We start from the raw sequence: 23,301 nt of genomic DNA, 5'->3' as shown, positions 1-23,301 counted from the left end.
GCGACCTTCCTGGATCTTCAGCCGAAGCGTCCGGTGATGTAGTCCTCGGTCTGCTGCTTCGAGGGGTTGGAGAAGATCGTTTCGGTGCGGTCGTGCTCGATCAGGTCGCCCAGGTACATGAAGGCGGTGAAGTCGGACACGCGTGCCGCCTGCTGCATGTTGTGGGTCACGATCGCGATCGTGTAGTTGTTCTTGAGTTCTTCGATCAGCTGCTCGATGCGGCTGGTCGAGATCGGATCCAGCGCCGACGTGGGTTCGTCCAGCAGCAGCACCTCCGGGCGCAGCGCGACCGCGCGGGCGATACACAGCCGTTGCTGCTGGCCGCCGGACAGGCCGAGCGCGCTCTGCCCCAGCTTGTCCTTGACCTCGTCCCACAGCGCGCCTTGGCGCAGGGCTTCCTCGACGCGCTGCTCGAGCTGCTTCTTGGACAGCTTCTCGTGGTGGCGGATCGCGTAGGCGATGTTCTCGAAGATCGTCATCGGGAACGGCACCGGCTTCTGGAACACCATGCCGACCTTGCTGCGCAGGCGGTTCATCGGATACTTCGGCGACAGGATGTTCTCGCCGTCGAGGATGACCTCGCCCGAGGCTTCCATCTTCGGGTACAGCGCATAGATGCGGTTGAAGATGCGCAGCAGCGTCGACTTTCCGCAACCGGACGGACCGATCAGCGCGGTCACGCGCTTCTCGGGGATCTCCAGGTTGATGTTCTTCAGGGCATGGAACTTGTCGTAGTGGAACTGCAGGTTGCGCGCGGCGATCTTGACCGGCGTAGGGGCAAGTACGTCGCGCTGCTGCATGGCCACGTTGATCCGTTGCGATGGGGCGGCGTGCTGGATGTCGTTCATGGCCGGGTCCAGGGAGAGGTTTGTCATGGCGGGTTCGGAAGGTTGGGACTGGCGTGGAGGTGGCTCAGTCGGGTGCGGCTCAGTCGTGCGAGATCTTGTTGCGCAGCAGGATGGCGCGCGCGCTCAGGCTGACCAGCAGCACGAACAGCGTCAGCACCAGCGCGCCGGCCCAGGCCAGTTGCTGCCAGGACTCGTAGGGGCTGCCGGCGTACTGGTACATCACCACCGGGACGCTGGCCATCGGCTGCAGGATGTTGTTGTTCCAGTACTGGTTGCCGAACGCGGTGAACAGCAGCGGTGCGGTCTCGCCGCTGATTCTGGCCAACGCAAGCAGGATGCCGGTGACGATGCCGGCCGAGGCGCTGCGGTACAGCACCTGCATGATGACCTTCCACTGCGGCACGCCCAGCGACAGCGCGGCTTCGCGCATCTGCACCGGGACCAGTTGCAGCATTTCGTCGGTGGTGCGCACCACGACCGGCAGCACGATGAAGGCCAGCGCGATCGCACCGGCCAACGCCGAGAAGCGACCGCCGGTCTGCATGACGAACAGCGTGTAGACGAACAGGCCAAGCACGATAGACGGTGCCGACAACAGGATGTCGTTGACGAAGCGCACCACGGTGCCGGCCTTGCGGGCACGGCCGTACTCCGACAGCCAGGTGCCCGCGGCCACGCCCAGCGGCGTGCCGATCAGGATCGCCAGACCGCACATCACGGCACTGCCGAAGAACGCGTTGAGCAGGCCGCCTTCCTGCATCGGCGGTGGCGTCATCTGCGTGAACAGCGCCAGGTTGATGCCGCCGATGGCCTTGCTGAAGAGGGTGAACAGGATCCAGCCGAGGAAGAACAGGCCGAACACCGCGGTCAGGCAGGCCAGCACGATCGCCAGCAGGTTGGTCAGCCGGCGGAAGCCGTACAGGCGGTCGGCGATCCTGAGCTCCTGCTCGGTCTTGACCTGGGATGCGGCCGTGCTCATGGCTTGCGTGCTCATGACTTGCCCTCCTTGCGCGACAGTTGCATCAGCATGAAGCGGGCGATGGCCAGCACCACGAAGGTCACCACGAACAACACGAAGCCGAGCAGCAGCAGCGCGGACCGGTAGGTGTCGGTGGCCTCGCCGAAGTCATTGGCGATCAGGGCCGCGATCGTCGTGCCCGGTTCCAGCAGCGAGGGGGAGAGCCGCACGGAGTTGCCGATGACGAAGGCCACGGCCATCGTCTCGCCGAGCGCGCGGCCGAGTCCGAGGAAGATGCCACCGATGACCGCCGAACGCGTATACGGCAGCACGATGTCCCAGCTGACTTCCCACTTGGTGGCGCCCAGTGCGTAGGCCGATTCCTTCAGCCGCGTCGGCACGGTCTGGAAGACTTCGCGCATCACCGACGAGATGAAGGGAATCACCATGATCGCCAGCACGAAGCCCGCGGTCAGCATGCCGATACCCAGCGGCGGGCCCTGGAACAGGACGCCGACGAAGGGCAGCGTGCCCATATGGTCGTTCATCCACGGGGTCACGTACTCGGTCATCACCGGCACCAGTACGAAAAGGCCCCACATGCCGTAGATGATCGACGGGATACCGGCCAGCAGTTCGATGGCGGTGCCGACCGGGCCGCGCAGCCAGCGCGGTGCGACTTCGGTCAGGAAGAACGCGATGCCAAAGCTTACCGGCACCGCGATGACCATCGCGATGATGGCGGTGACGATGGTGCCGTAGATCGGCGCCAGCGCGCCGTACTTGTTTTCGACCGGGTTCCATTCCGACGAGAAGAAGAAGCTCCATCCCTGCGACGCCAGCGCGTCGCGGCCACCCCACAGCATCGACAGCGCTGCGCTGGCCAGCGCGATCAGGACGAAGACCACGGTGGCGGTCAGGGCATAACGGAACCAGCGGTCGGCACGCGCATCGCGCAGGTCGCGGCCGGTGGGTGCAGCAGGGAGGGTCGTGGCGTTCATGCGGACGGGAGGCTCGTTGCTCTGTGGGCGGTCGGCGCGATGGCGTGCTTGTCTCGGTGTCCGGAGGTCCCGGGCTTGCCGGGACCTTCATGCAACGGCGCCCGCCAGGTGGCGGGCGCGATGCGGGATCACTTGATTTCGGCGGCCCAGTAGGCCTCGATCTGCTGGACCAGGGATTCGGGCAGCGGCACGTAGTGCAGTTCGGTCGCCTGCTGCTTGCCCTGTTCGAACGCCCACTTGAAGAAGTCCAGCGTCGCCTTGCTGCGCGCGGCGTCCTTGGGCTGCTTGTGGACCAGCATGAAGTTGGTCGCGGTGATCGGCCAGGCCTCGGCGCCGGGGGCGTTGGTGATGACCAGGTTGAAGTCCTTCGCGCTTGCCCAGTCGGCGGTCGCGGCGGCCGCGGCGAACGTGGTGTCGTTGGGCTGCACCCAGTTGCCGGCGGCGTTCTGCAGCGACGCGTACGGCATGTTGTTCTGCAGCGCGTAGGCGAGTTCGACGTAACCGATACCGCCCTTGATCTGCTGGACGTACGAGGCGACGCCTTCGTTGCCCTTGCCGCCCACGCCGGTCGGCCATTGCAGCGAGGTGCCTTCGCCGACCTTGGCCTTCCAGTCCGGGCTGACCTTGGACAGGTAGTTGGAGAAGTTGAACGTGGTGCCCGAACCGTCGGAGCGGTGGACGATGCTGATCTTGGCATCGGACAGGGTGACGCCCGGGTTCAGCGCGGCGATCGCCGGGTCGTTCCAGGTGGCGATCTTGCCGAGGAAGATGTCGGCCAGCAGCGCGCCGGTGAGCTTCAACTGGCCGGCCTGCAGGCCTTCGATGTTGATGACCGGCACCACGCCGCCGATCGCGGACGGGAACTGGCCCAGGCCCGCAGCCGCGAGTTCGGCGCTGTCGAGCGGCTTGTCGGTGGAACCGAAGTCGACCGTGCCGGCCTTGATCTGCGCGATGCCGCCGCCGGAACCGATCGACTGGTAGTTGACCTTGTTGCCGGTCAGGCCGTTGTAGTCGGCCGACCACTTGGAGACCAGCGGATAGATGAACGAGGCGCCGGCGCCGGAGATCTCGGCCGCGACCTTGTTGCCGGCAGCCGCAGGCGCGCTGGCCTGGCCTTCCGGTGCCTGCGCGGCGGGTGCTGCGCCACCATCGGGCTGGCTGCAGGCGGCGACGAACAGCGCCGACGAGAGGGCGAGCAGGGAGAGGCGAACCGCGTTGGACTTCATGGGATGACTCCACAGGAGGGGTTGCTGGCAGCCGCCAGCCGGTGCCGCTATGAAATGATGTTTTTGTTTCAACCGTATGACAGCGCCCCGGGCAATCCGATGACCGGGGCACGGCGCGACGCAATGACGGGTCCGGAAGCGCGGCAGGAGCTGGCCTGCGACGGGGCCATCGGCGAAAAAGGTTCTTCTCCTGTGTGGGTGTCCGCGTGTTGCCGAAGCGGCATCGGCTCCGGAGCCCGCGTCGCCCCCGTCCAGGAATTGCTCCTCGGCTCGGTCAGCCCGTGCCACTACGCGGCCCGGTCCGGCCCGGCGAAGCACGCCGGGCGTTCGCATGGGCTGCGCGGCAGTGCCGCGCAAACAGCCCTTGCTCACCCACGGCTGACTCGCCGCCGCGGGCCATCCATGGCCCGCTCTCCGCAATCCCCGGTCGAGGCGACGCACTGAGGGCGGATGGGCCGATGTCTTCGATGGGACGCATGCGCTGACGACCAATCGACACCGCAATCCTGCCGCTCGCGGCAGTGGCAGGTCGGGCGGAGGTTGCGCCAAGCACGCCATGGATGGCGTGCGCCCGAGTCAGGGCAGGATGCCCTGACCGAGGGAAGAGCAGCCGCAGCCCGGCACGCTGCTGCAAGTCCGGGTTCAGAGAATCTGCTTTTCTGCTTTGAGCTCCGTCTTTCCCTGAGTTGAGAACAAGGGCTTGGCTTTGTCGGCTTCGGAAGCCGCATCGCCCCGTCCAGGGATTACTCCTCGGCTCGGTCAGCCCGTGCCGCTGTTGCGGCCCTGTCCGGCCCGGCGAAGCACGCCGGGCGTTCGCATGGGCTGCGCGGCAGTGCCGCGCAAGCAACCCCTGCTCACCCATGCTGGCTCGCCGCCGCGGGCCATCCATGGCCCGCTCTCCGCAATCCCCGGCCGAGGCGACGCACTGATGTGGGATAGGCCGAGGTCTTCGACGGGGGCTACGTCGGAAACTTTACCCACGCCGAACTCCTGACGCGCGCGGCAGTGGCGGGTCGGGCGGAGGCTGCGTCGAGCACGCCATGGATGGCGTGCGCCCGAGTCAGGGCAGGATGCCCTGACCGAGGTAAGAGCAGCCGCAGCCCGGCGCGCCGCTGCAAATCCCACATCGGCGGTCCGGCTTCGGCAATCAGGCATGAGAGATCCTGCACGCCTTCATTTCCCCATCGCGGAGGAAAAAAAACGGGCCCGAAGGCCCGTGAAGGAGAGTGATTGTCACCGGAGGGAAACATTCGTGCGCCGCCTGCTGTGGTCGCCAGCCGTGCGTTGCGTGACGTGATCGGACCGTCTCGATGGATCTTTCATGAGGCCGTCTTGATGAGGCCGGCTCGATGAGGGCATGCCGGTCAGGGCATGCCCGGTGCAGGCGTGCCGATCAGAACTTCAGGTTCTGCGTCCAGTAGGCCTCGATCTGACGCACCAGCGCGTCCGGCAGCGGCACGTAGCCGAGCGCACGGGCCTGGTCGTCGCCGTTGGCATAGACCCAGCGGAAGAACTCACGGGTCTGGCGCGCGCCTTCGACGTTGCGCGGCTGCTTGTGCACCAGGATGAAGTTGGTCGCGGTGATCGGCCAGGCGTTGTCGCCCGGGGCGTTGGTCATGACCAGGAAGAAGTCGCGCGAGGCGCCCCAGTTGGCGCTGGCAGCGGCAGCCGAGAAGGTCTCGTCGCTCGGGTTGACGAAGTTGCCGGCGGCATTCTTCAGGCGCGAATAGGCCAGGCGGTTCTGCAGCGCGTAGGACAGTTCGACATAGCCGATGCCGCCCTTGATCTGCTTGACGTAAGCGGCGACACCTTCGTTGCCCTTACCGCCGATGCCCGACGGCCACTTGACCGAGGTGCCTTCGCCGACGCTGGTCTTCCAGTCGTTGCTGACCTTGGACAGGTAGTTGACGAAGTTGAACGTGGTGCCCGAACCATCCGAGCGGTGCACGACGGTGATCTTGGCGTCGGGCAGGGCCAGGCCGCCGTTGAGCGCGACGATCGCCGGGTCGTTCCACTTGGTGATCTTGCCGAGGAAGATGTTGGCCAGGGTGGGGCCGTCGAGCTTCATCGCGCCCGACGCCACGCCTTCGACGTTGACGATCGGCACCACGCCGCCGATCACCGACGGGAACTGCGCCAGACCGAACTTGGACAGGTCTTCAGGGCTCATCGGGGCATCGGAAGAGCCGAAGTCGACCGTGCCGGCCTTGATCTGCGCGATGCCGCCACCGGAACCGATCGACTGGTAGTTGACCTGCTTGTTGCTGGCGGCCTTGTAGTCGGCAGACCACTTGGTGATCGCCGGGTAGACGAACGATGCGCCGGCGCCGGTGACGTCGTTGGCGTAGGCGGTGCCGGTGAACGAGGCGGCAGCGAACGAGGCTGCCACCAGCGTGGCGGCGACGCGGAATTTGAGAAGACTCACGGGGTGCTCCTGGGATGGTCTAGGTACGCGGCAAGTCGCGACCTGCACATTCCATAACGGTTCGATGACAGTGACGGGTCGCCCGCATGACAGTCTGATGACGCCGTCATCCGGCGCCCGCGTGTCGTTGCGAAGGCCGTCGCGCTCACCGGCGTCGCGGTCATCAGCTCAGTCCGATCCGCCATCAGCGCGGTGGCGACGGCTTCCTAGAATGCGTGTCCCCCTGTTACTGCAAGGACGACACCCGATGAATGCCCGCCGATCCGCCCTGACCCTGTTGCTGTCGATCGTCGCCATGGCCGTCGCCGGCTGCGGCCGCGACGCACCGGCGACGGCAGCGGCGACGGGCACAGTGGAGGCCGGCGAGGCGCTCAATGGCAGTCCGGACGCCACCGGTGGCCAGGACCGCCTGGCGCGCATCCGCGCCGCCGGCGTGCTGCGGGTCGCGGCCTTCGATGGCAATCCGCCGTTCGGCTTCGTCGACCCGCAGACGCGCCGGATCGCCGGGCTCGACGTCGACGTCGCCCAGGCGCTGGCCGACCGGCTGCAGGTGAAGCTGGAGGTGGTGCCGACCAATCCGGCCAATCGCGTGCCGCTGCTGCTGACCGGCAAGGTCGACCTGGTGCTGGCCAACTTCACCATCACCCCGGAGCGCGCGAAGCAGATCGACTTCAGTCTTCCGTACTTCGCGTCCGGCACCCAGTTCCTGGCCCGCAAGGGCGTGCTGTCGTCGCCGCAGCAACTGGACGGCCTGCGGATCGGCGTCGACAAGGGCACGGTCAACGAGATCGTGCTGCGCGAGCAGTACCCGCAGGCCACGCTGGTGGCCTACGACGACACGCCGTTCGCGTTCACCGCCTTGCGCAACGGCAACGTGCAGGCGATCAGCCAGGATGGCCCCAAGCTGGTCGGCCTGCTGGCGAACGTGCCCGACCGGCAGGACTATGAGATTCCGGCGTTTTCGATTTCCGACGACCGCATCGGCGTCGGCATTCCCAAGGGCGAGGCCGCGCTGAAGGCCTTCGTCGACGAGAGCCTGCTGGCGCTGGAAGCCAGCGGCAAGGCGCAGGCGATCCACGACACCTGGTTCGGGCCGGCATCGAAGACGCCGCTGCCGCGCCTGCATCGCATCGGCGGCGCGGACTGAGGCTTGCCGGAGCGGACCGGCGCCATACGCCCCGTCTGTCAAAGGGCCGGCGTGGTGACGGCGCAGGCGAGGCGGGGTCGCACGTCCACTGATGGATAGTCGTCATGTTTGAGCACGGGCTCGATCCCGTCTACCTGCAGTGGTTGTGGCAGGGGTTCGCGGTCACCGTCGCGCTGTCGCTGCTGGTTGTGCTGGCGGCGATGCCGGTCGGCTTCGCGCTGTGCATCGCGCGGATCTCGTCGAAGGCCTGGTGGTCGCGGCCTGTGCGCGCGTGGCTGTCCGTGTTCCGCAACACGCCGCTGCTGGTGCAGCTGTTCTTCTGGTACTTCGGCGTCAGCGCCTGGCTGCCGGAGGCCTGGAAGCCATGGCTCAACGCGCCGCATCACTGGGACCTGTGGCTGTTCGGCCTGCGCTGGCCACCGTTCGAGTACCTGGCCGGCTTCGTCGGCCTGACGTTGTACAGCGCGGCATTCATCGCCGAGGAATTCAGGGCCGGCGTGCGTGGCGTCCCGGCCGGGCAGGTCGTCGCCGCCTCGGCGCTTGGCCTGCGACCGCTGCAGGTCTGGCGCCACGTGGTGCTGCCGCAGGCCGTGCACAACGCGTTCCCGCCGTTGCTCGGGCAGGTCATGAACATCGTCAAGAATTCATCGCTGGCGATGGCGATCGGTGTGGCCGAGTTGTCGTATGCCGCGCGCCAGGTTGAATCCCAGACCTTCCAGGCTTTCCAGGTCTTCGCGGTGGCTACCGCTCTGTACGTGTTGCTCGCCGCGGTGATCGAGGTGATCGGCCAGGTCGCGACACGCCGGCGGCATGGCGCCGCATCCTCCACGGCCGTGGCGGGCTGAGGCATGGACTTCTCGGTCATCAGCGACAACCTGGTCTATTTCCTGATCGGCGGCTGGCCGCATGCGGGCCCGGGTGGACTGGCGCTGACGCTGGTGTTGAGCGTGGTCTCGGCGCTGGCATCGGGCGTCCTCGGGCTGTCCGGCGGCATCGCGCTGTCGCTGCTGCGCGGGCCATGGCGCGCGGCCTGCCTGCTGGTGCTGGGTCTGGGGCGCGCGATCCCGGTGGTGATGCTGATCTTCTGGATCTACTTCCTGCTGCCCCTGCTGCTCGGCATCGATGTGCCCGCGGTGACGACGGTGATGGTCGCGCTGTCACTGGTCGGCGGCGCGTACCTCGCGCATTCGGTCGACGCCGGCATCCGCAGCCTGCCGTCAGGGCAATGGCAGGCCGGTGCGGCGCTGGGGTTGACGCGCGTGCAGGTGTTGCGGCTGGTGATCCTGCCGCAGGCCTTGCCGATGATGCTGCCGTCGTTCGTCAACCAGTGGATCGCGCTGGTCAAGGACACCTCGCTGGCCTACGTGATCGGGGTGGCGGAGCTGTCGTTCGTCGCCACCCAGGTCAGCAACCGCGTCATGGTGCACCCGACCGAGATCTTCCTGTTCGCGGTGGCGGTCTATTACGTGCTGTGCGCAACGCTGGAGCTGCTGGCCAACCGCCATGCGCGACGATGGCAGGGTGCGGATTCAGTGGAGCAGGCGAGGGTGCGGCAATGACGCGGGTGCGGGTCGACACAACGGATGCAAGGGCGCACGTGGCAGTGGCGTTGGAGGTGGAGCGCGTGGAGCGTCATGCGGGGCGCGATGCGGAGCGGGGCGTGCAGGCCCCGACAGGCCCGGCGGCGGATCAGGCGGCGGATCAGGCGCCAGGGGCGCCGCCCGTGGTCATCGGGATCGAGCATGTCAGCAAATGGTATGGCGACTTCAAGGTGCTCGACGACTGCTCGACGCGCGTGGCGCGCGGTGAGGTGGTCGTGGTCTGTGGTCCTTCGGGCTCCGGCAAGTCGACGTTGATCAAGACGGTCAATGCACTGGAGTCGATCCAGCAGGGGCGGGTGGTTGTCGATGGTGTGGATACCTCCGCACGCGGCACCGACCTGTCGCGCCTGCGCGCGCGCGTGGGCATGGTGTTCCAGCATTTCGAGCTGTTCCCGCACCTGTCGGTCATCGACAACCTGACGCTGGCGCAGACCCGCGTGCTGGGGCGCCGTCCGGAAGAGGCACGCGAACGCGGCGTCGGCTACCTCGCACGGGTCGGCCTGCAGGCGCAGCGGGACAAGCGGCCGGCGCAGTTGTCGGGCGGCCAGCAGCAGCGTGTCGCGATCGCCCGCGCGTTGTCGATGGATCCGCTGGTGATGCTGTTCGATGAGCCGACCTCGTCGCTGGATCCGGAAATGGTCGGCGAGGTGCTCGATGTCATGGTCGGCCTTGCGCAGGACGGCATGACGATGATGTGCGTGACCCATGAAATGGGATTCGCGCGCAAGGTTTCCGACCGCGTCGTCTTCATGGACCACGGGCGCATCCTGGAGGATGTCGCCAGCGAATCCTTCTTCGACGATACCGCCGCGCGCACGCCGCGCGCACGCGATTTCCTGGCCCGTCTGCTGCGCTACTGAGGGTGGCCGATACGGCCCGGCCGCCGCTCCCGGGTCGGGCTGTCATCGTTTTGTCATGTGTTCAACATGTGACTGTCAAATGACACCCGCACGCTGTGTCCGTTGCCAGCGGGTGGCACTGCACCGGAACTCCGGAATGCTCCCCGCCTGACGTCGGCATCACGACCTTCAATCATCGGGAAATCAGAGCATGCGTTATTCATCACTGGCTGTCGCAATCGCCATTGCGGCCGGTACCGTCAGCTTCTCCGCATCAGCGAACGACCGTGAGCTCGCCGAACTGAAGGCGCAGCTGGCCTCGTTGCAGGCCAAGGTGGCCGAGCTGGAAGTGCGTACGGATGCGCAGTCCGACATCAACATCGGGACCCAGGAAAACCTGGACAAGATCGCGACGACCAGCCCGGTGGTCGACACCAAGGGTGGCTTCAAGATCACCTCGGCCGACAAGAAGTTCGAAGTGTCGCTCGGTGGCCGCATCCACTTCGACACGTATGCCTTCGATCGCGATATCGCCGCGACCACCGGCACGACGGAGTTCCGCCGCGCTCGCCTGACCCTGCAGGGCAAGGCCTACGGTTGGGAATACAAGGTGGAGCAGGACTTCGCCGGCGGCAGTAACCTTGACGGCCTGCGCGATGCCTACATCGCCAAGTCCGCGCTGGGTGGCAAGTTCACCATCGGTCACTTCAAGCCTTACCGTTCGATGGAAGAGCTGACCAGCTCCAACGAGATCCTGATGATGGAGCGTCCGTTCTCGTCGGCGACCGGCCTGTTCAGCGGCCGCCAGTTCCAGCAGGGCGTGGGCTACCTGCGCGCCGACACCAACTACACGGCCGGCTTCTCGGTGTTCAATCTGCGCGGTGCCGCCGGTACCCGCAACGAGGGCGTGGGTGCGGCGGGTCGTGTGACCTTCGCTCCGATCAATACTGAAACCAGCACGCTGCACTTCGGCGGCTGGGCCAGCCACGAGAACGTGAACCTGGGTTCGGGCGATCTTGCCGCCACGGCCAACTATGCAGGCCGTCGCGGTCCGGCACTGACGATCGCCACGACCACGGCCGGCAGCCGCAACACGGTCAGCGCGTACGGTCTGGAAGCTGCAGGCTCGTTCGGCCCGCTGTTCTTCCAGGGCGAGTACGCGAACTCGACGTTCGGCCAGCCGAGCGGCGTCGACCAGGACGTCACCACGTGGTACCTGCAGGGCAGCTGGTTGCTCAATGGCGGTCACAAGGCCTACAAGAGCAGCAACGGTATCTTCGCTTCGCCGAAGGTCGGCGATCGTGGCCTGTGGGAACTGACGGCGCGTTACGATTTCATCGAGAACAAGGACCTGACGGATCGCGAGGCGACGAGCTGGATCCTGGGCATGAACTACTATGTCAATCCGTCGCTGCGTTTCATGTTCAACTATATCCAGGGCGACAACGAGCTGACGGGCGACAAGACCGCCCAGTACGCGCTGCGCACGCAGTTCAGCTTCTAACTGGCTACAAGCCCGGCGATATCGGGCCAGATGGAATGAAGAAGGGCCCGCGACGGATGTCGCGGGCCTTTTTTGTTTGTTGCACTGTGGGGTGTCGGCACCATCGCTGATGGTGGTTCAGTGGTTCAGTGGCTTCGGGCTTGCAGCGGCGTGTCGGGCTGCGGCTGCTCTTCCCTCGGTCAAGGCATCCTGCCCTGACTCGAGCGCACACCATCCATGGCGTGCTTGTCGCAGCCTCCGCCCGACCCGCCACTGCCGCGAGCGTCAGGAGTGCGGCGCCGGCATGTGTCCAGTCCTCAGGGCTGGGAGACCATCAACGCGCGGCGGTGGTCGCCGCCGGTTCGGCCAAAGCCTGTGCCTGCCGGATCACCCGCAGCAGGTTGCCGCTCCAGATCGCCTCGATCTGCTGCTCCGTATAGCCCTCCTGCAGCAGGCGCGCCGTGATTTTCGGCAGCAGCGAAATGTCTTCCAGGCCCTCGACGCCACCACCGCCGTCCCAGTCCGCACCAAAACCGACATGCTCGGGGCCCGCGACCTTGAGGATGTGCAGGATGTGCGCGAAGTAGTCCTCGATCGTCGCCTTGCGGATGTTGTGCTTGCGCTCGAGTTCAGCGCGCTGGCGATTGAAGGCAGCGTAGTCCTCCTGTTTCAGGTTCGCCCGGCCTCCAAACTGCTCGTACAGCGCCCGGATCTCCTGCTGGTAGGCCGGCGTTGCGCCCGTGTCAATCAGATAGCTGCCCAGCGAATTCACCAGGATCACGCCACCTTTCTGTGCCAGCTTGCGAATGCGCGCATCGTCGATGTTGCGCGGATGCGCATGCACCGCGTCGGCGCCAGTGTGGCTCAGGATGATGGGTGCTTTCGACAGTTCCAGCAGTTGATCGAACACCGCGTCGGACGCATGCGACTGGTCCAGTACGATGCCCAGGCGATTCGCGTCTGCGACCAACGCACGCCCCTTCGGGCTTAGCCCGTTCCATTCCGGCGGCGTATTGGACGAATCCGCGAAGTCGTTGTTGGACGTATGCACCAGGCCAAGCACGCGGACACCGAGCTTGTGGTACGCCTCCAGCAACGAAGGATCCGCGCTCAGCGGAGACGCATTCTCGATGCTGATGTAGACCACGCGCTTGCCGGCCTGCTTGATGCGCGGTGCATCGTCGGCCGTCAGCGCGAGCTCGAATTTGTCGGGATGCGCCGCGACCAGTTCCCGGATCTCGACCAGCCGCGTCAGGCCATGGTCGCGCGCGACGCGGTCGTCGGCCGGCGTGCGTCCACGCTGCGGCGTGAAGATCACCCACAGACCGCCATCGAGGCCGCCTTCGACCAGGCGTGGGTAATCGACCTGGCTGCCACCGTTGGCATGGTCGTGGCGGTCGAGGATGTCCCAGTCCTTGCGACTGAAGAACGACGGCGTATCGAGATGGCTGTCCAGCGTCAGGATGCGCTGGTGCAGGTCGCGCGCGCGTTGCGGCACTGCGTTGTCCTGCGCGGCGAACACGGGGTTGGGCGACAGCACGGACAGCACGGCGACGGTCAGGCCGGCAAGCAGGAACTTCGACGTCATCAGGGACTCCAGGGCGCGGAAAAGGGTGGGGTGCTGGCTGCGGGAGCAGGGCAGCGGAAGGCGGGCTGTGGCCGCATTGTGCCGGCAAAGGCCGGGCCGACCTATTGGCCGGGGTTCATCAGCTGTGGAGCGATCGCCATTTCACGGCGTCGTGACCGCGCGATGACACTCCAGTGGCCAGTTGGGGACGCTCCGAAGAGAGCGAGGGACTGGCGGCAGACGACTTTCTTCCGCAACCAGACCTTCGAGGGGCCACATCGCAATGAGCAGCACCCAGTCCAGCACCCGGCACACCGGCAGCATGCGGATCCGTCACGGATCCTCCGCAGTCCCGACACGATCCTCTCTCCTGCGTCATCCGCTTGGCCATGCATTGGCACTGGCTCTGCTGCTGGGGAGCGGCGGCGCGTTTGCGCAATCCACCACCGGCAGCGTCTTCGGCACCGTCGCCGATGCGCAGGGCAAGACCGTCCTGGTCGAGAACAACAGCGGCTTCAGTCGCGAAGTGCAGATCGACGCACGCGGACGCTACTCGCTCGGCAACCTGCCGCTCGGCAGCTACCGCATCACCGTCAGGGAGGCCGGACGCCCGGTCGACACCCGCGAGAACGTGTCGATCATCGTCGGCGCAGGCACCGAAGTGTCGTTCGTGGCCGGGGGCGTGCAGACGCTCGATTCGGTCAGCGTGACCGGCACCCGCGTTGCCAATATCGATGTCGGCAGCGTCGACTCGCGCACCGTCATCACTGCCGAGCAACTGGCTCAGTTGCCGCTGGGCCGGACCGCCGAAGCCATCGCGCTGCTGGCGCCGGGCGTCGTCAATAACAGCGGCTCCTTCGTCGGCACCGGCGGCACCGGTGGCTCGTTGCCGAGCTTCGGTGGCTCGGCAGCCTCGGAAAACGCCTATTACCTCAACGGCTTCAACACCACCGATCCCTATCGCAACCTCGGCGGCCTGACGCTGCCCTATGGCGCCATCGACCAGCAGGAAGTCTTCACCGGCGGCTATGGCGCGCAGTACGGGCGCTCCAACGGTGGCGTCATCAATCAAGTGGGTCGTCGTGGCAGCAACGATTGGACGTTCGGCGGCGCCGTGGTCTGGGAGCCGCAGTCGCTGCGGGCCAAGGAAACCGATCTTTACTATTCCGATCCGGGGCAGATCGCCAATCCAGTGGCCGGCGCACTGTATCGACCGAACAGCGAGAACGAGGCCGATCGCACCACCTACAGCGCCTACGTCGGCGGCCCGATCGTGCCTGACAAGCTGTTCTTCTTCGTCGCCGGCGAATTCTCCAGGACCGACGGCAAGCGCCTCAACACCGTCGAGGATGCCGGTGCGCCGTATGTCGACTACACCTACAGGGGGCCGCGCTGGTACGCCAAGCTCGACTGGTTCATCACCGACAACCACCTGCTGGAGTTCACCGGTGCGTCGGACAAGCACAAGGCCGATGGCGACATCTACAACTACAACTTCAATACGCGCGAAACGACCACCTTCCGCGCGGCCGACAACGATATCGAAACCGGACACGAACTGCTGAGCCTCAAGTACACCGGCTACCTCAGCGACGCACTGACGCTGAGTGCGCTGTACGGCCGGCAGGAGTCTCCGAACTACAACCAGAACCCGACCTACAATGACGGCCTGACCTCGATCAGCGGCCTGCAGAACCAGAATCCCGCCTACACCGGCGGCGCCCAGATCGGCAGCGCACAGACAGTTGCCACCATCAGCGACCCGGGACGCAAGTACGAGAAGGACAACCTGCGCCTGAACCTCAACTGGTCGGTCGGCGACCACAGCATCGATTTCGGCATCGACAACCAGGAACTGCGTGCCTACAACCAGGGATCGCGCACGTCCGGTCCGGGCTACGCCTGGAACTATGGCCGCACGACCAATCCCGATCCGACCGCACTGCTCAGCGGCGCGTCGCGCGAGGACGGCACGATCGGCGTGCCCAGCCCCGTCGGCTATGCGTTCGGCGCCCAGGGGTACTACGTCATCCAGACCAGCGCCTACAGCCTGAGCTCGTACAAGGCCGAACAGAATGCCTGGTACATCGAGGACCGCTGGCAGGTCAGCGACAACGTGTTGCTGTCGCTGGGGATCCGCAACGACGAGTTCATCAACTACAACGATCTCGGCCAGACCGTCATCGACGTCGACAACCAGTGGTCGCCGCGCCTGGGCTTCAGCTGGGACGTCCATGGCGATTCCAGCCTGAAGGTGTACGGCAACCTCGGCCGCTATTACCTGGGCCTGCCGCTGGCCCCAGGCGGACTGTCCAATTCCAGCCGCAATACCAGCACCTACTACACCTACAGCGGCATCAATGCCGACGGCTCGCCGATCCTTGCCGCACAGCTGGCGCCGCCGGTGTCGGCCAACGAGAACTTCGGGCACCCGCGCGACTACCGCACCATCGCGCCCGAGGGACTGGAGGGCGAACACCAGGACGAGTTCATCCTCGGTTTCAGCAAACTGCTCGGCAACGGCTGGCTGGCCGGCGTGCGCGGCACCCACCGCATCCTGCAGTCCGCGATCGACGACACCAAGACCAACCTGCCGGCGATCCGCGCGGCTGCGGCGGCGCAGGGCGTCACCATCAGCCAGCAGAGCTCGGCCAGCATCCTGTTCAACGCCGGGCAGACCAATACCTTCCGCCTGCTGGGCACCGATGGCGAACTGCACTCCATCACCTTGACCAACGAGCAGCTTGGCTTCCCCGAGCTCAAGCGCAAGTACTCGGCGGTCGAGTTCACGCTGGAGCGTCCGTTCGACGGCAGCTGGTATACCCGACTCAACTACACCTGGTCGCACAGCCGCGGCACCACCGAAGGGCAGATGCGTTCCGACCTGTATCGCGGCAACGGCGAAACCGTGGGCATCAACCAGGGACAGAACTACACCGCGACCACCCAGACCTGGGACCACCCGTCATTGATGGAGTTCTACAACGGCGACCAGTCCAACGATCACCGGCATGCGTTGAAGGCCTACGGCTTCTACCAGTTGACCCCGGAGTGGGGCGTGTCCGGCAACCTCAGCCTTGTCGCCGGCGCACCCAAGCAGGTGCTCGGTTACTACTGCGGCGACAACTATCCGCTGGCGGGATCGACCTACATCTACAACCCCGGGCAGAATCCCGATCCGGTCGGATACGGTGGGTCGTACCACTGCTTCCAGGGCGAGCCGGCATCGCCGGGCAGCCATGGTCGGCTGCCGTGGGTCCGGCAGCTGGATGTCGGCGTCTCGTACAAGCCGCGCTTCGCCGATGGCAAGCTGGCGATCAACCTCAACATCTTCAATATCAGCAACGAACAGTCGGCGACGTACTTGAATGCACGCTCGGAAATCTCGCCGGGTTCGCCGCATCCGCTGTTCGCGGCGCCGTTGGCGTACCAGACCCCGCGTTATGCACGCTTGACGATCAGCTACGACTATTGAACGATAGGGATTGCGCAGCAGGCTCGCGACGCACGGCGTCGTGGGCAGACCCGGACGGCCATCGATGATGGCCGTTCGCTTTTTTCCACGACCGGAATTTCATTGAACATGCCTGATAGCAAGCACGCGGCGAACGTCGCCTCACTGTATCGCGTACCGGCGCCGGGCCTGGGCCTGGGCCTGAAGACTTCGTTGCGTTCTTGCCTGTTGCAGGCCATGCTTGCGCTGGCGGTGCTGGCGCCTGCCACCGCAGGCGCGCAATCGGTCGAGCGGGTCGACCTGGATGTAGTCAACCGGATCCGCAGCGAAGCGTTCAATCGCTCGCAGGCGGCCGAGAACCTCAAGGAGCTGACCGAGACCATCGGCCCGCGACTGACCAATTCGCCGGCGTATGTGCGCTCCAGCGAATGGGCGCGCGCCAAGCTGTCGGGCTGGGGCCTGTCGAACGTGCATGACGAGGTCTACGACCCGGCGTTCGGGCGCGGCTGGGAGTTCCGCTCCTCGCGCGTCGAGATGCTGTCGCCGCGCGAACTGCCGATCCACGCGCTGCCGAAGGCCTGGACGCCCGGTACCGATGGGCCGGTGGAAGGCGAGGTGGTGCTGGCGTCGTTCAAGGACATCGCCGACATCGAGAAGCACAGGGGCAAGCTGCGCGGGAAGATCGTGCTGCTCGAAGAGGCGCGCGCCTACAAGCCCGGCGACAAGACCGATTTCACGCGCTACAGCGAGGCCGAACTCGGCGAGTTGCAGACGTTCCCGATCGCCGCGGACGTGGCCAGCAACAGCGAGGAGAAGCGTCTCGAGGAGTATCGCAAGCGGCAGGCACTGACCAAGGCGCTCAACGAATTCCTGGTCGGCGAAGGCGTGATGGCGACGTTGTCGATCAGCAGCTGGGACAACGGCATCATCCGCGCGATGGGCGGTGGCTCGCGCAAGGCCGGCGAGTCTGCCGGCGTGCCGGAGCTGGTGGTCGCGGCCGAGCACTACAACCAGCTGGTGCGCGCGGTCGAGCGCAAGCAGGACATCCGCCTGCGCATCAATGTCGATGCGCGTTTCACCAGCGAGGACGACCTGCCGGCGACCAGCACCTTCGCCGAGATTCCGGGCTCCGGCCCCAAGGCCGACGAAGTGGTGTTGATCGGTGCCCATCTCGATTCCTGGCATACCGGCACCGGTGCCGCCGACAATGGCGCGGGCGTCGTGGTGATGATGGAGGCCATGCGCATCCTGAAGACGCTGGGCGTCAAGCCCAAGCGCACGATCCGGGTCGCGCTGTGGGGCGGCGAGGAGCAGGGGCTCAATGGATCGGCCGGCTACATTGCGCAGCACCTGGCCGACCGGCCGCCGGCAACCGATCCCGCGGAGAAGCTGTTGCCGCGCGCCTACCAGCGCGTGACCGGCCCGCTGCAGCGCAAGCGCGACTACGACCGTTTCGCCGCGTACTTCAATTTCGACAACGGCACCGGCCGCATCCGCGGCATCTACGCGCAGGAAAACCACGCCATGGTGCCGATCTTCAAGGCCTGGCTGGAGCCGTTCAACGATGTCGGCGCGACCATCGTGACCACGCGCAACACCGGCGGCACCGACCACGTCGCGTTCAACCGCGTCGGCCTGCCGGGCTTCCAGTTCGTGCAGGATCCGGCGGACTATTTCACCAACGTCCACCACACGCACCTGGATACCTACGACCACATCGTGCCTGAGGACCTGAAGCAGGCCGCCGCGATCATCGCCTCGTTCGCGTACCACGCGGCGATGCGCGATGAAAAGCTGCCGCGCAAGCCCTTCATCGACGAGGCGCTCTGACCGGCGTTGGCGACCTGATCGCTTTCCGGCAGGTCGGCATGGCCGATCTGCCGGCGCCCCTCGGCCGGATAGCGACGCCTAGGGTTCGGCGGGCCCGGGCGTCTTGTCCTTGAACCGGCACAGGTCGCGGATCACGCAGCGCGGGCAGTCGGGCTTGCGTGCCTTGCAGACGTAACGTCCATGCAGGATCAGCCAGTGATGCGCGCCGAGCAGGTACCTGGGCGGGATCACCTTCATCAGCCTGTCTTCGACCGCACGCACGTCCTTGCCGGGGGCCAGGCCGATCCGGTTCGAGACGCGGAAAATGTGCGTGTCGACCGCGATCGTGGGTTCCCCGAAGACCGTGTTGAGCACGACGTTGGCGGTCTTGCGGCCGACGCCGGGCAGCGCTTCCAGCGCGTCGCGCGTGCGCGGCACCTCGCCGCCATGCGCGTCGACCAGGATCCGGCAGGCGGCGATGACGTTCTTGGTCTTAGCATTGAACAGGCCGATCGTCGAGATGTAGCGCTTGAGGCCCTCCTCGCCGAGGTCGAGGATCGCCTGCGGCGTGTTCGCGACCGGATACAGGCGTCGCGTGGCCTTGTTGACGCCGACGTCGGTCGCCTGCGCGGACAGGATCACGGCGATCAGCAGTTCGAACGGTGAGGCGTATTCGAGTTCGGTCGTCGGTTCGGGATCGAGTTCGGACAGGCGTGCGAACAGCTCCTCGATCTCGTCGGGTTTCAGCGTGCGGCTGCGTCGGGCGACGGCTGTGGTCGGCGTGGTCGATCTGGTCATGTCAGGCGAGCGTGTCAGGGCGGCGTGCCGCGGGCCGCGGCCTTGGCCTTGGCGCGCGCAAGGATCGCGGCGGCGCCGGTCGGCAGTGACGACGTCGGCGCGGTGGTCACGTGCGCCGCGTTCGTCGTGACCGGCGCAGCGGTGGTGGTGGAGTCCGGCGGCGCGTCGGCGGTCGCCTCCGGCGGGCGGACGCGGCGCGCATCGCGTTCGGCCGCTCGGCGTGCCAGTCGCGCGGCACGCGCACGGTGGCGTTCGCGTGCCTCCCAGGCCCGTTGCAGGCGCAGGCGCGTGTCGGCCAGCAGTCGGGCACCGTCGGCATCGATGGCGGTGTCCGGCGACGCAGGCGGATCGCGCATCAGCCCGGCCTCGATCGCGTCGTCGATGCGGTCGTCGCGGACCAGGCGCAACAACAGCGCCGCATCCGGTGCGGGGCTGTCGTGTCCGCTCTCGGGTCCGGTGGCGGTGGGCTTCCGGGTCATGCGGGGCGCTAGTGGTTCCTGAAATCCGGCTTGCGGCGTTCGAGGAACGCGCTGGTGCCTTCGCGCATGTCGGCGGTCGAGAACACCAGGCCGAACTGGGCGGCTTCGTATTCCAGTCCTTCCTCGATGCTGGTCTCGCCGCCAACCTGGATGCAGTCCAGGATCCCGCGCAGCGCCAGCGGCGCCGCGGCGGCCAGCTGCGCGGCCAGGGCCAGCGTCCGCGCTTCCAGCGCGTCGGCGGCGACGACGTCATTGACGATGCCCAACTGCAGGGCCCGGCGGGCGTCGATCGGCGTGCCGGTCAGGCACAGCTCCAGCGCGGCGGCGCGGCCGGCCAGGCGGCCCAGGCGCTGGGTGCCGCCAAAGCCCGGGATCAGGCCGAGGTTGATTTCCGGCTGGCCGACCTTGGCGGTCTCCGAGGCGATGCGCAGGTGGCAACTCATCGCCAGCTCCAGCCCGCCGCCCAGCGCGAAGCCGTTGATCATCGCGATCACCGGCTTGGGCATGCGTTCGATGCGGCGCATCATCCGGGTCCCGCGCAGCGAGAACTCGCGGCCCTGGACCGGGCTCAGGCCGGACATTTCGGCGATGTCGGCACCCGCCACGAAGGCCTTGGGGCCGGCACCGGTCAGGATGACGACGCGGATCCGGTCGTCGTCGGCGGCGTCGTCGAAGGCCTCGTGCAGGGCCTGGAGGGTGGCCGCGTTGAGCGCGTTCAGCTTGTCCGGGCGGTTCACGGTAATGCGGCGCACGGCGCCATCGTCGGCAATCAGCAGCGGGGAATCGGTCATGGAGCCTGGTTCTGTCTGGGTTGGGGAAGGCCGGTGGGGGGCTGAACGGAACTTGCCGGGGCCTTGCGGGTCAGTACGGGGGCGTCAGTGGCGGTTAAGCCCAGCGACCGCTATCCTAGCGCGTCCATGTGGGGCGGCACGACCGTCGCAGGACGCGCGGACCCCTTGCCGTACAAGCGTCGTACATTCACTCACGATCAACCCCGGAGTTTCCATGAAGTTGCGTTTGCTTGCCGCCAGTCTCGCGGCATTGACCTTGGTCGGCGGCACCGCCATGGCCCAGGACATCACCTCTGAGAAGGGCAAGTTGAGCTATGCCATCGGTTTCAACACCGGTGTCGAACTTGCCGAATTGAGCTCGCGCGGCGAAGCCGTCGACGTGGCCACCGTCATCAAGGCCATCCAGGACGCCTACGCACAGAAGCAGCCGGCCGTGCCGGTGGAACAGCTGCGCGCGTCGGTCGAAGGCATGCAGCAGCGCCAGCAGGCGAAGATGCAGGAAGAGTTCGCCAAGCTTGCCGCGGCCAACAAGACCAGCAGCGACACGTTCCTGGCGGCCAACCGCGCCAAGGCCGGCGTGCAGGCCCTGCCGGGCGGCGTCCAGTACCGCGTCGTCGAGAACGGCAGCGGCGCCAAGCCGACCCAGAACAGCGACGTGCAGCTGAACTACAAGGGCTCGCTGCCCGACGGCACCGTGCTGGTCGACACCTCGCAGCCGCAGGAAGGCCAGCAGGCCGGTCCGATCACGCTGAAGGTCAGCCAGATTCCGCTGGTGGGCCTGCGCGAAGCGCTGCTGCAGATGCCGGCCGGTGCGCGTTGGGAAATCGTGCTCCCGGGCGACAAGGCCTACGGCACCACCATCCAGGCGGGCCGCATGGCCAACCAGGCCGTGGTGTTCGACGTCAAGCTCGTCAGCGTCAAGTAAGTCACACCGCTCGAGCGACTGCCGGCAATGCCGGACGGTCGTGAAGCATCCAGCGCCGGCGGACTCGCCGGCGCTTTTTTTGGTGCCGGGCATGCCGGGGCCGTACACGTCGCCATGTCCCGCAGGTCTGCCCGATGACGTCCACTTTCCGCGCCGTGCTCAGTCCCTGCATCGGCGTGTGCATGCTCGACGAGGACAGCCTCTGCATGGGTTGCCACCGCACCAGTGCGGAAATCGCACGATGGCCGCAGATGGGCGATGATGAGCGCCTGCGCCTGATGGAATCCGTGCTGCCCGAACGTGAAGCACTCAGAACCCGCGACTGATCCCCTGATGCCTTGGCCTGCGACCCTGCGTCGCGCCTTGTATCCGCTCGATGCGGCGCCGACGGGCGCGGGCTGGAACCATGAGGAACTCGATGGCCTGCTGGTGCCCGGCGTGGTGCCGCGCGATGCCGCGGTGCTGGTCGGACTGGTGCCGCGCGCGGGCGGGACGCGGGTGCTGCTGACACGGCGCACCGATGCGCTGCGACAACACGCAGGCCAGGTCAGTTTTCCCGGCGGTCGGCGCGACCCCGGCGATGCCGATGCACTGGCGGCTGCCCTGCGCGAAGCCAATGAGGAGATCGGCCTGCAGCCGCGACAGGCGCTGCCGCTGGGCTATCTCGATCCGCTGGCGACGATCACCGGCTACCGGGTCATGCCGGTGGTGGCCGAGCTCGATCCGGATTTCGTCGCCGTTCCCGAGCCGGGCGAGGTGGCCGATGTGTTCGAGGTACCGCTCGCGTTCCTGCTCGACCCGGACAACCTTGCGCGCGTCGACATCAGTTTCGGTGGCCGCGTGCGCCACGTGCTTGAATTCAAGACCTGGCCGGATGCGCCAGGCCAACGGATCTGGGGCGCAACCGCCTCGATCCTGTTGAACCTTCGACAACGACTGGAGCAGGTGCGATGAGCGCGGACACGGACAAGCAGGACGACAGCATCGCATCGCCGGACTGGCGTGCGCTGGTCGATGCGCAGACGCTGGCGGGCTTGCTGGAAGCGCCGCCGCACCGCGAGGACTTGGTCGTCGTCGACTGCCGCTTCTCGTTGATGGCACCCGATTCTGGCGAAGCGGCATGGCGCAGCGCCCATCTGCCCGGCGCCCGCTACGCGCACCTGGATCGCGACCTGTCCGACCACGGCAAGAAGGGGCAGGGCCGGCATCCGTGGCCGGACGCCACGCCACTGGCGCAGCGCCTCGGTGCGCTGGGCATTGCGCCAGGCAAACAGGTGGTGGCTTACGACGATGGCGATGGCGCGTTCGCGTCGCGGTTGTGGGCGCTGCTGCGCTGGCTGGGACATCGCCGGGCCGCGGTGCTCGATGGCGGCTGGGCGCGCTGGACGGCGCTGGGACTGTCGGTCGAGACCACGCCCCCCGCGGCGATCGCGTCGCCCACGCCGTATCCGCTGGCGACGGCACCGGCCGCGTTGCTCGACGCCGATGCTGTACAGGCACACGTCGCCGCAGGCGGCCTGCTGGTCGATGCGCGTGCCGGCGAGCGTTTCCGTGGCGAGGTCGAACCGATCGACAAGGTGGCCGGCCACGTGCCCGGTGCGGTCAACCGTCCGTATCCGCAGAACCTCAGCGAAGGACGCTTCAAGTCGCCGCAGCAGTTGCGGGAAGCCTTCGATGCGCTGCTCGCGGGACGCGCTGCAGGAGACACCGTGGTGATGTGCGGTTCCGGCGTCACCGCCTGCCATCAGCTGCTGGCGATGGCGCATGCCGGTTACGAGGACGCGCGCTTGTATCCGGGCTCGTGGAGCGGCTGGATTTCGGATCCGTCGCGGCCGATCGCGACTGGTGACGGCAGCGCCGACCTGCCGTAGCTGCTCCGAATCCTGGCGGCCGCAGCGCGGCGCGTTGGCGGGGGAAACGCGGAAACGCGGAGGCGCGCGAACCGCGAGT

Annotated in this window: 18 protein-coding genes and 1 pseudogene; 10 read left to right on the top strand and 9 right to left on the bottom strand. The window is 66.7% G+C overall.

Features of this window, described 5'->3' with window-relative positions; translation table 11 throughout:
- Window positions 1–17 precede the first annotated feature (17 nt).
- The 5 genes from pstB to pstS (ACYX7E_RS13040) all read right to left on the bottom strand — a co-directional run bounded on the left by pstB (window position 18) and on the right by pstS (ACYX7E_RS13040) (window position 6,458).
- Entirely contained in the window at window positions 18–848 is an 831-nt protein-coding gene (gene pstB / locus ACYX7E_RS13060; RefSeq protein WP_462081030.1) for a phosphate ABC transporter ATP-binding protein PstB, read from the bottom strand.
- 79 nt (window positions 849–927) lie between these two features.
- Complete coding sequence (gene pstA, locus ACYX7E_RS13055; protein ID WP_462081029.1) at window positions 928–1,827, bottom strand: phosphate ABC transporter permease PstA; 900 nt, start codon at window positions 1,825–1,827, stop codon at window positions 928–930.
- Between the two features lie 11 nt (window positions 1,828–1,838).
- Window positions 1,839–2,807: a phosphate ABC transporter permease subunit PstC gene (gene pstC / locus ACYX7E_RS13050; RefSeq protein ID WP_462081012.1), complete on the bottom strand. Its 969-nt coding sequence runs from the start codon at window positions 2,805–2,807 to the stop codon at window positions 1,839–1,841.
- 128 nt (window positions 2,808–2,935) lie between these two features.
- The gene (pstS, locus tag ACYX7E_RS13045) at window positions 2,936–4,033 is read right to left on the bottom strand and encodes a phosphate ABC transporter substrate-binding protein PstS (protein ID WP_462081011.1); all 1,098 of its coding nucleotides are present in this window, start codon (window positions 4,031–4,033) and stop codon (window positions 2,936–2,938) included.
- A gap of 1,393 nt (window positions 4,034–5,426) precedes the next feature.
- Window positions 5,427–6,458 (bottom strand): phosphate ABC transporter substrate-binding protein PstS, encoded by a 1,032-nt coding sequence (gene pstS, locus ACYX7E_RS13040; RefSeq protein ID WP_462081010.1) that lies wholly within the window; start codon window positions 6,456–6,458, stop codon window positions 5,427–5,429.
- Between the two features lie 247 nt (window positions 6,459–6,705).
- Here pstS (ACYX7E_RS13040) and ACYX7E_RS13035 point away from each other — a divergent pair, with 247 nt between their 5' ends.
- From ACYX7E_RS13035 to ACYX7E_RS13015, 5 genes are all read left to right on the top strand, one after another.
- Window positions 6,706–7,605: an ABC transporter substrate-binding protein gene (locus tag ACYX7E_RS13035; protein ID WP_462081009.1), complete on the top strand. Its 900-nt coding sequence runs from the start codon at window positions 6,706–6,708 to the stop codon at window positions 7,603–7,605.
- Window positions 7,606–7,709: 104 nt separating this feature from the next.
- Window positions 7,710–8,450 (top strand): amino acid ABC transporter permease, encoded by a 741-nt coding sequence (locus ACYX7E_RS13030; RefSeq protein WP_462081008.1) that lies wholly within the window; start codon window positions 7,710–7,712, stop codon window positions 8,448–8,450.
- A gap of 3 nt (window positions 8,451–8,453) precedes the next feature.
- Complete coding sequence (locus ACYX7E_RS13025; protein ID WP_462081007.1) at window positions 8,454–9,164, top strand: amino acid ABC transporter permease; 711 nt, start codon at window positions 8,454–8,456, stop codon at window positions 9,162–9,164.
- 164 nt (window positions 9,165–9,328) lie between these two features.
- Window positions 9,329–10,066, top strand: coding sequence for an amino acid ABC transporter ATP-binding protein (locus ACYX7E_RS13020; RefSeq protein ID WP_462081006.1), 738 nt, complete (start codon window positions 9,329–9,331; stop codon window positions 10,064–10,066).
- A gap of 190 nt (window positions 10,067–10,256) precedes the next feature.
- On the top strand, window positions 10,257–11,549 hold the full coding sequence (locus tag ACYX7E_RS13015) for an OprO/OprP family phosphate-selective porin (RefSeq protein WP_462081005.1): 1,293 nt from the start codon (window positions 10,257–10,259) through the stop codon (window positions 11,547–11,549).
- 313 nt (window positions 11,550–11,862) lie between these two features.
- Here ACYX7E_RS13015 and ACYX7E_RS13010 read toward each other — a convergent pair whose 3' ends face one another.
- Complete coding sequence (locus ACYX7E_RS13010) at window positions 11,863–13,116, bottom strand: dipeptidase (RefSeq protein WP_462081004.1); 1,254 nt, start codon at window positions 13,114–13,116, stop codon at window positions 11,863–11,865.
- A gap of 301 nt (window positions 13,117–13,417) precedes the next feature.
- Here ACYX7E_RS13010 and ACYX7E_RS13005 point away from each other — a divergent pair, with 301 nt between their 5' ends.
- Both ACYX7E_RS13005 and ACYX7E_RS13000 read left to right on the top strand, forming a co-directional pair.
- Complete coding sequence (locus tag ACYX7E_RS13005; protein ID WP_462081028.1) at window positions 13,418–16,570, top strand: TonB-dependent receptor domain-containing protein; 3,153 nt, start codon at window positions 13,418–13,420, stop codon at window positions 16,568–16,570.
- 216 nt (window positions 16,571–16,786) lie between these two features.
- Entirely contained in the window at window positions 16,787–18,379 is a 1,593-nt protein-coding gene (locus ACYX7E_RS13000; protein ID WP_462081027.1) for a M28 family metallopeptidase, read from the top strand.
- 78 nt (window positions 18,380–18,457) lie between these two features.
- On the opposite strand, the gene nth is transcribed toward ACYX7E_RS13000, so the two are convergent.
- Genes nth through ACYX7E_RS12985 form a run of 3 tightly spaced genes read right to left on the bottom strand, consistent with a single transcriptional unit; the run spans window position 18,458 to window position 20,426 of the window.
- Window positions 18,458–19,156 (bottom strand): endonuclease III, encoded by a 699-nt coding sequence (gene nth, locus ACYX7E_RS12995; RefSeq protein WP_462081003.1) that lies wholly within the window; start codon window positions 19,154–19,156, stop codon window positions 18,458–18,460.
- A 14-nt stretch (window positions 19,157–19,170) separates the two neighbouring features.
- Window positions 19,171–19,635 (bottom strand): hypothetical protein, encoded by a 465-nt coding sequence (locus ACYX7E_RS12990; protein WP_462081002.1) that lies wholly within the window; start codon window positions 19,633–19,635, stop codon window positions 19,171–19,173.
- Window positions 19,636–19,643: 8 nt separating this feature from the next.
- Entirely contained in the window at window positions 19,644–20,426 is a 783-nt protein-coding gene (locus ACYX7E_RS12985) for an enoyl-CoA hydratase/isomerase family protein (RefSeq protein ID WP_462081001.1), read from the bottom strand.
- Between the two features lie 214 nt (window positions 20,427–20,640).
- Between ACYX7E_RS12985 and ACYX7E_RS12980 the strand changes: the two genes are divergently transcribed.
- The 3 genes and pseudogenes from ACYX7E_RS12980 (at window position 20,641) to ACYX7E_RS12970 (ending at window position 23,222) form a co-directional block, all read left to right on the top strand.
- The gene (locus ACYX7E_RS12980; protein WP_462081000.1) at window positions 20,641–21,351 is read left to right on the top strand and encodes an FKBP-type peptidyl-prolyl cis-trans isomerase N-terminal domain-containing protein; all 711 of its coding nucleotides are present in this window, start codon (window positions 20,641–20,643) and stop codon (window positions 21,349–21,351) included.
- A 134-nt stretch (window positions 21,352–21,485) separates the two neighbouring features.
- Window positions 21,486–22,305: pseudogene (locus tag ACYX7E_RS12975) on the top strand (NUDIX hydrolase).
- Window positions 22,302–23,222 carry a sulfurtransferase gene (locus ACYX7E_RS12970; RefSeq protein ID WP_462080999.1) on the top strand — a complete coding sequence of 307 codons (921 nt, stop codon included), beginning with the start codon at window positions 22,302–22,304 and terminating at the stop codon, window positions 23,220–23,222. The pseudogene ACYX7E_RS12975 and the gene ACYX7E_RS12970 overlap by 4 nt, the downstream one beginning before the upstream one ends.
- The last annotated feature ends 79 nt before the right edge of the window (window positions 23,223–23,301 follow it).

The sequence above is a fragment of the Luteimonas sp. RIT-PG2_3 genome (assembly GCF_054902115.1).
Note: the sequence above shows the minus strand (reverse complement) of the source record. Positions and strands in the feature narration are given on the sequence as shown.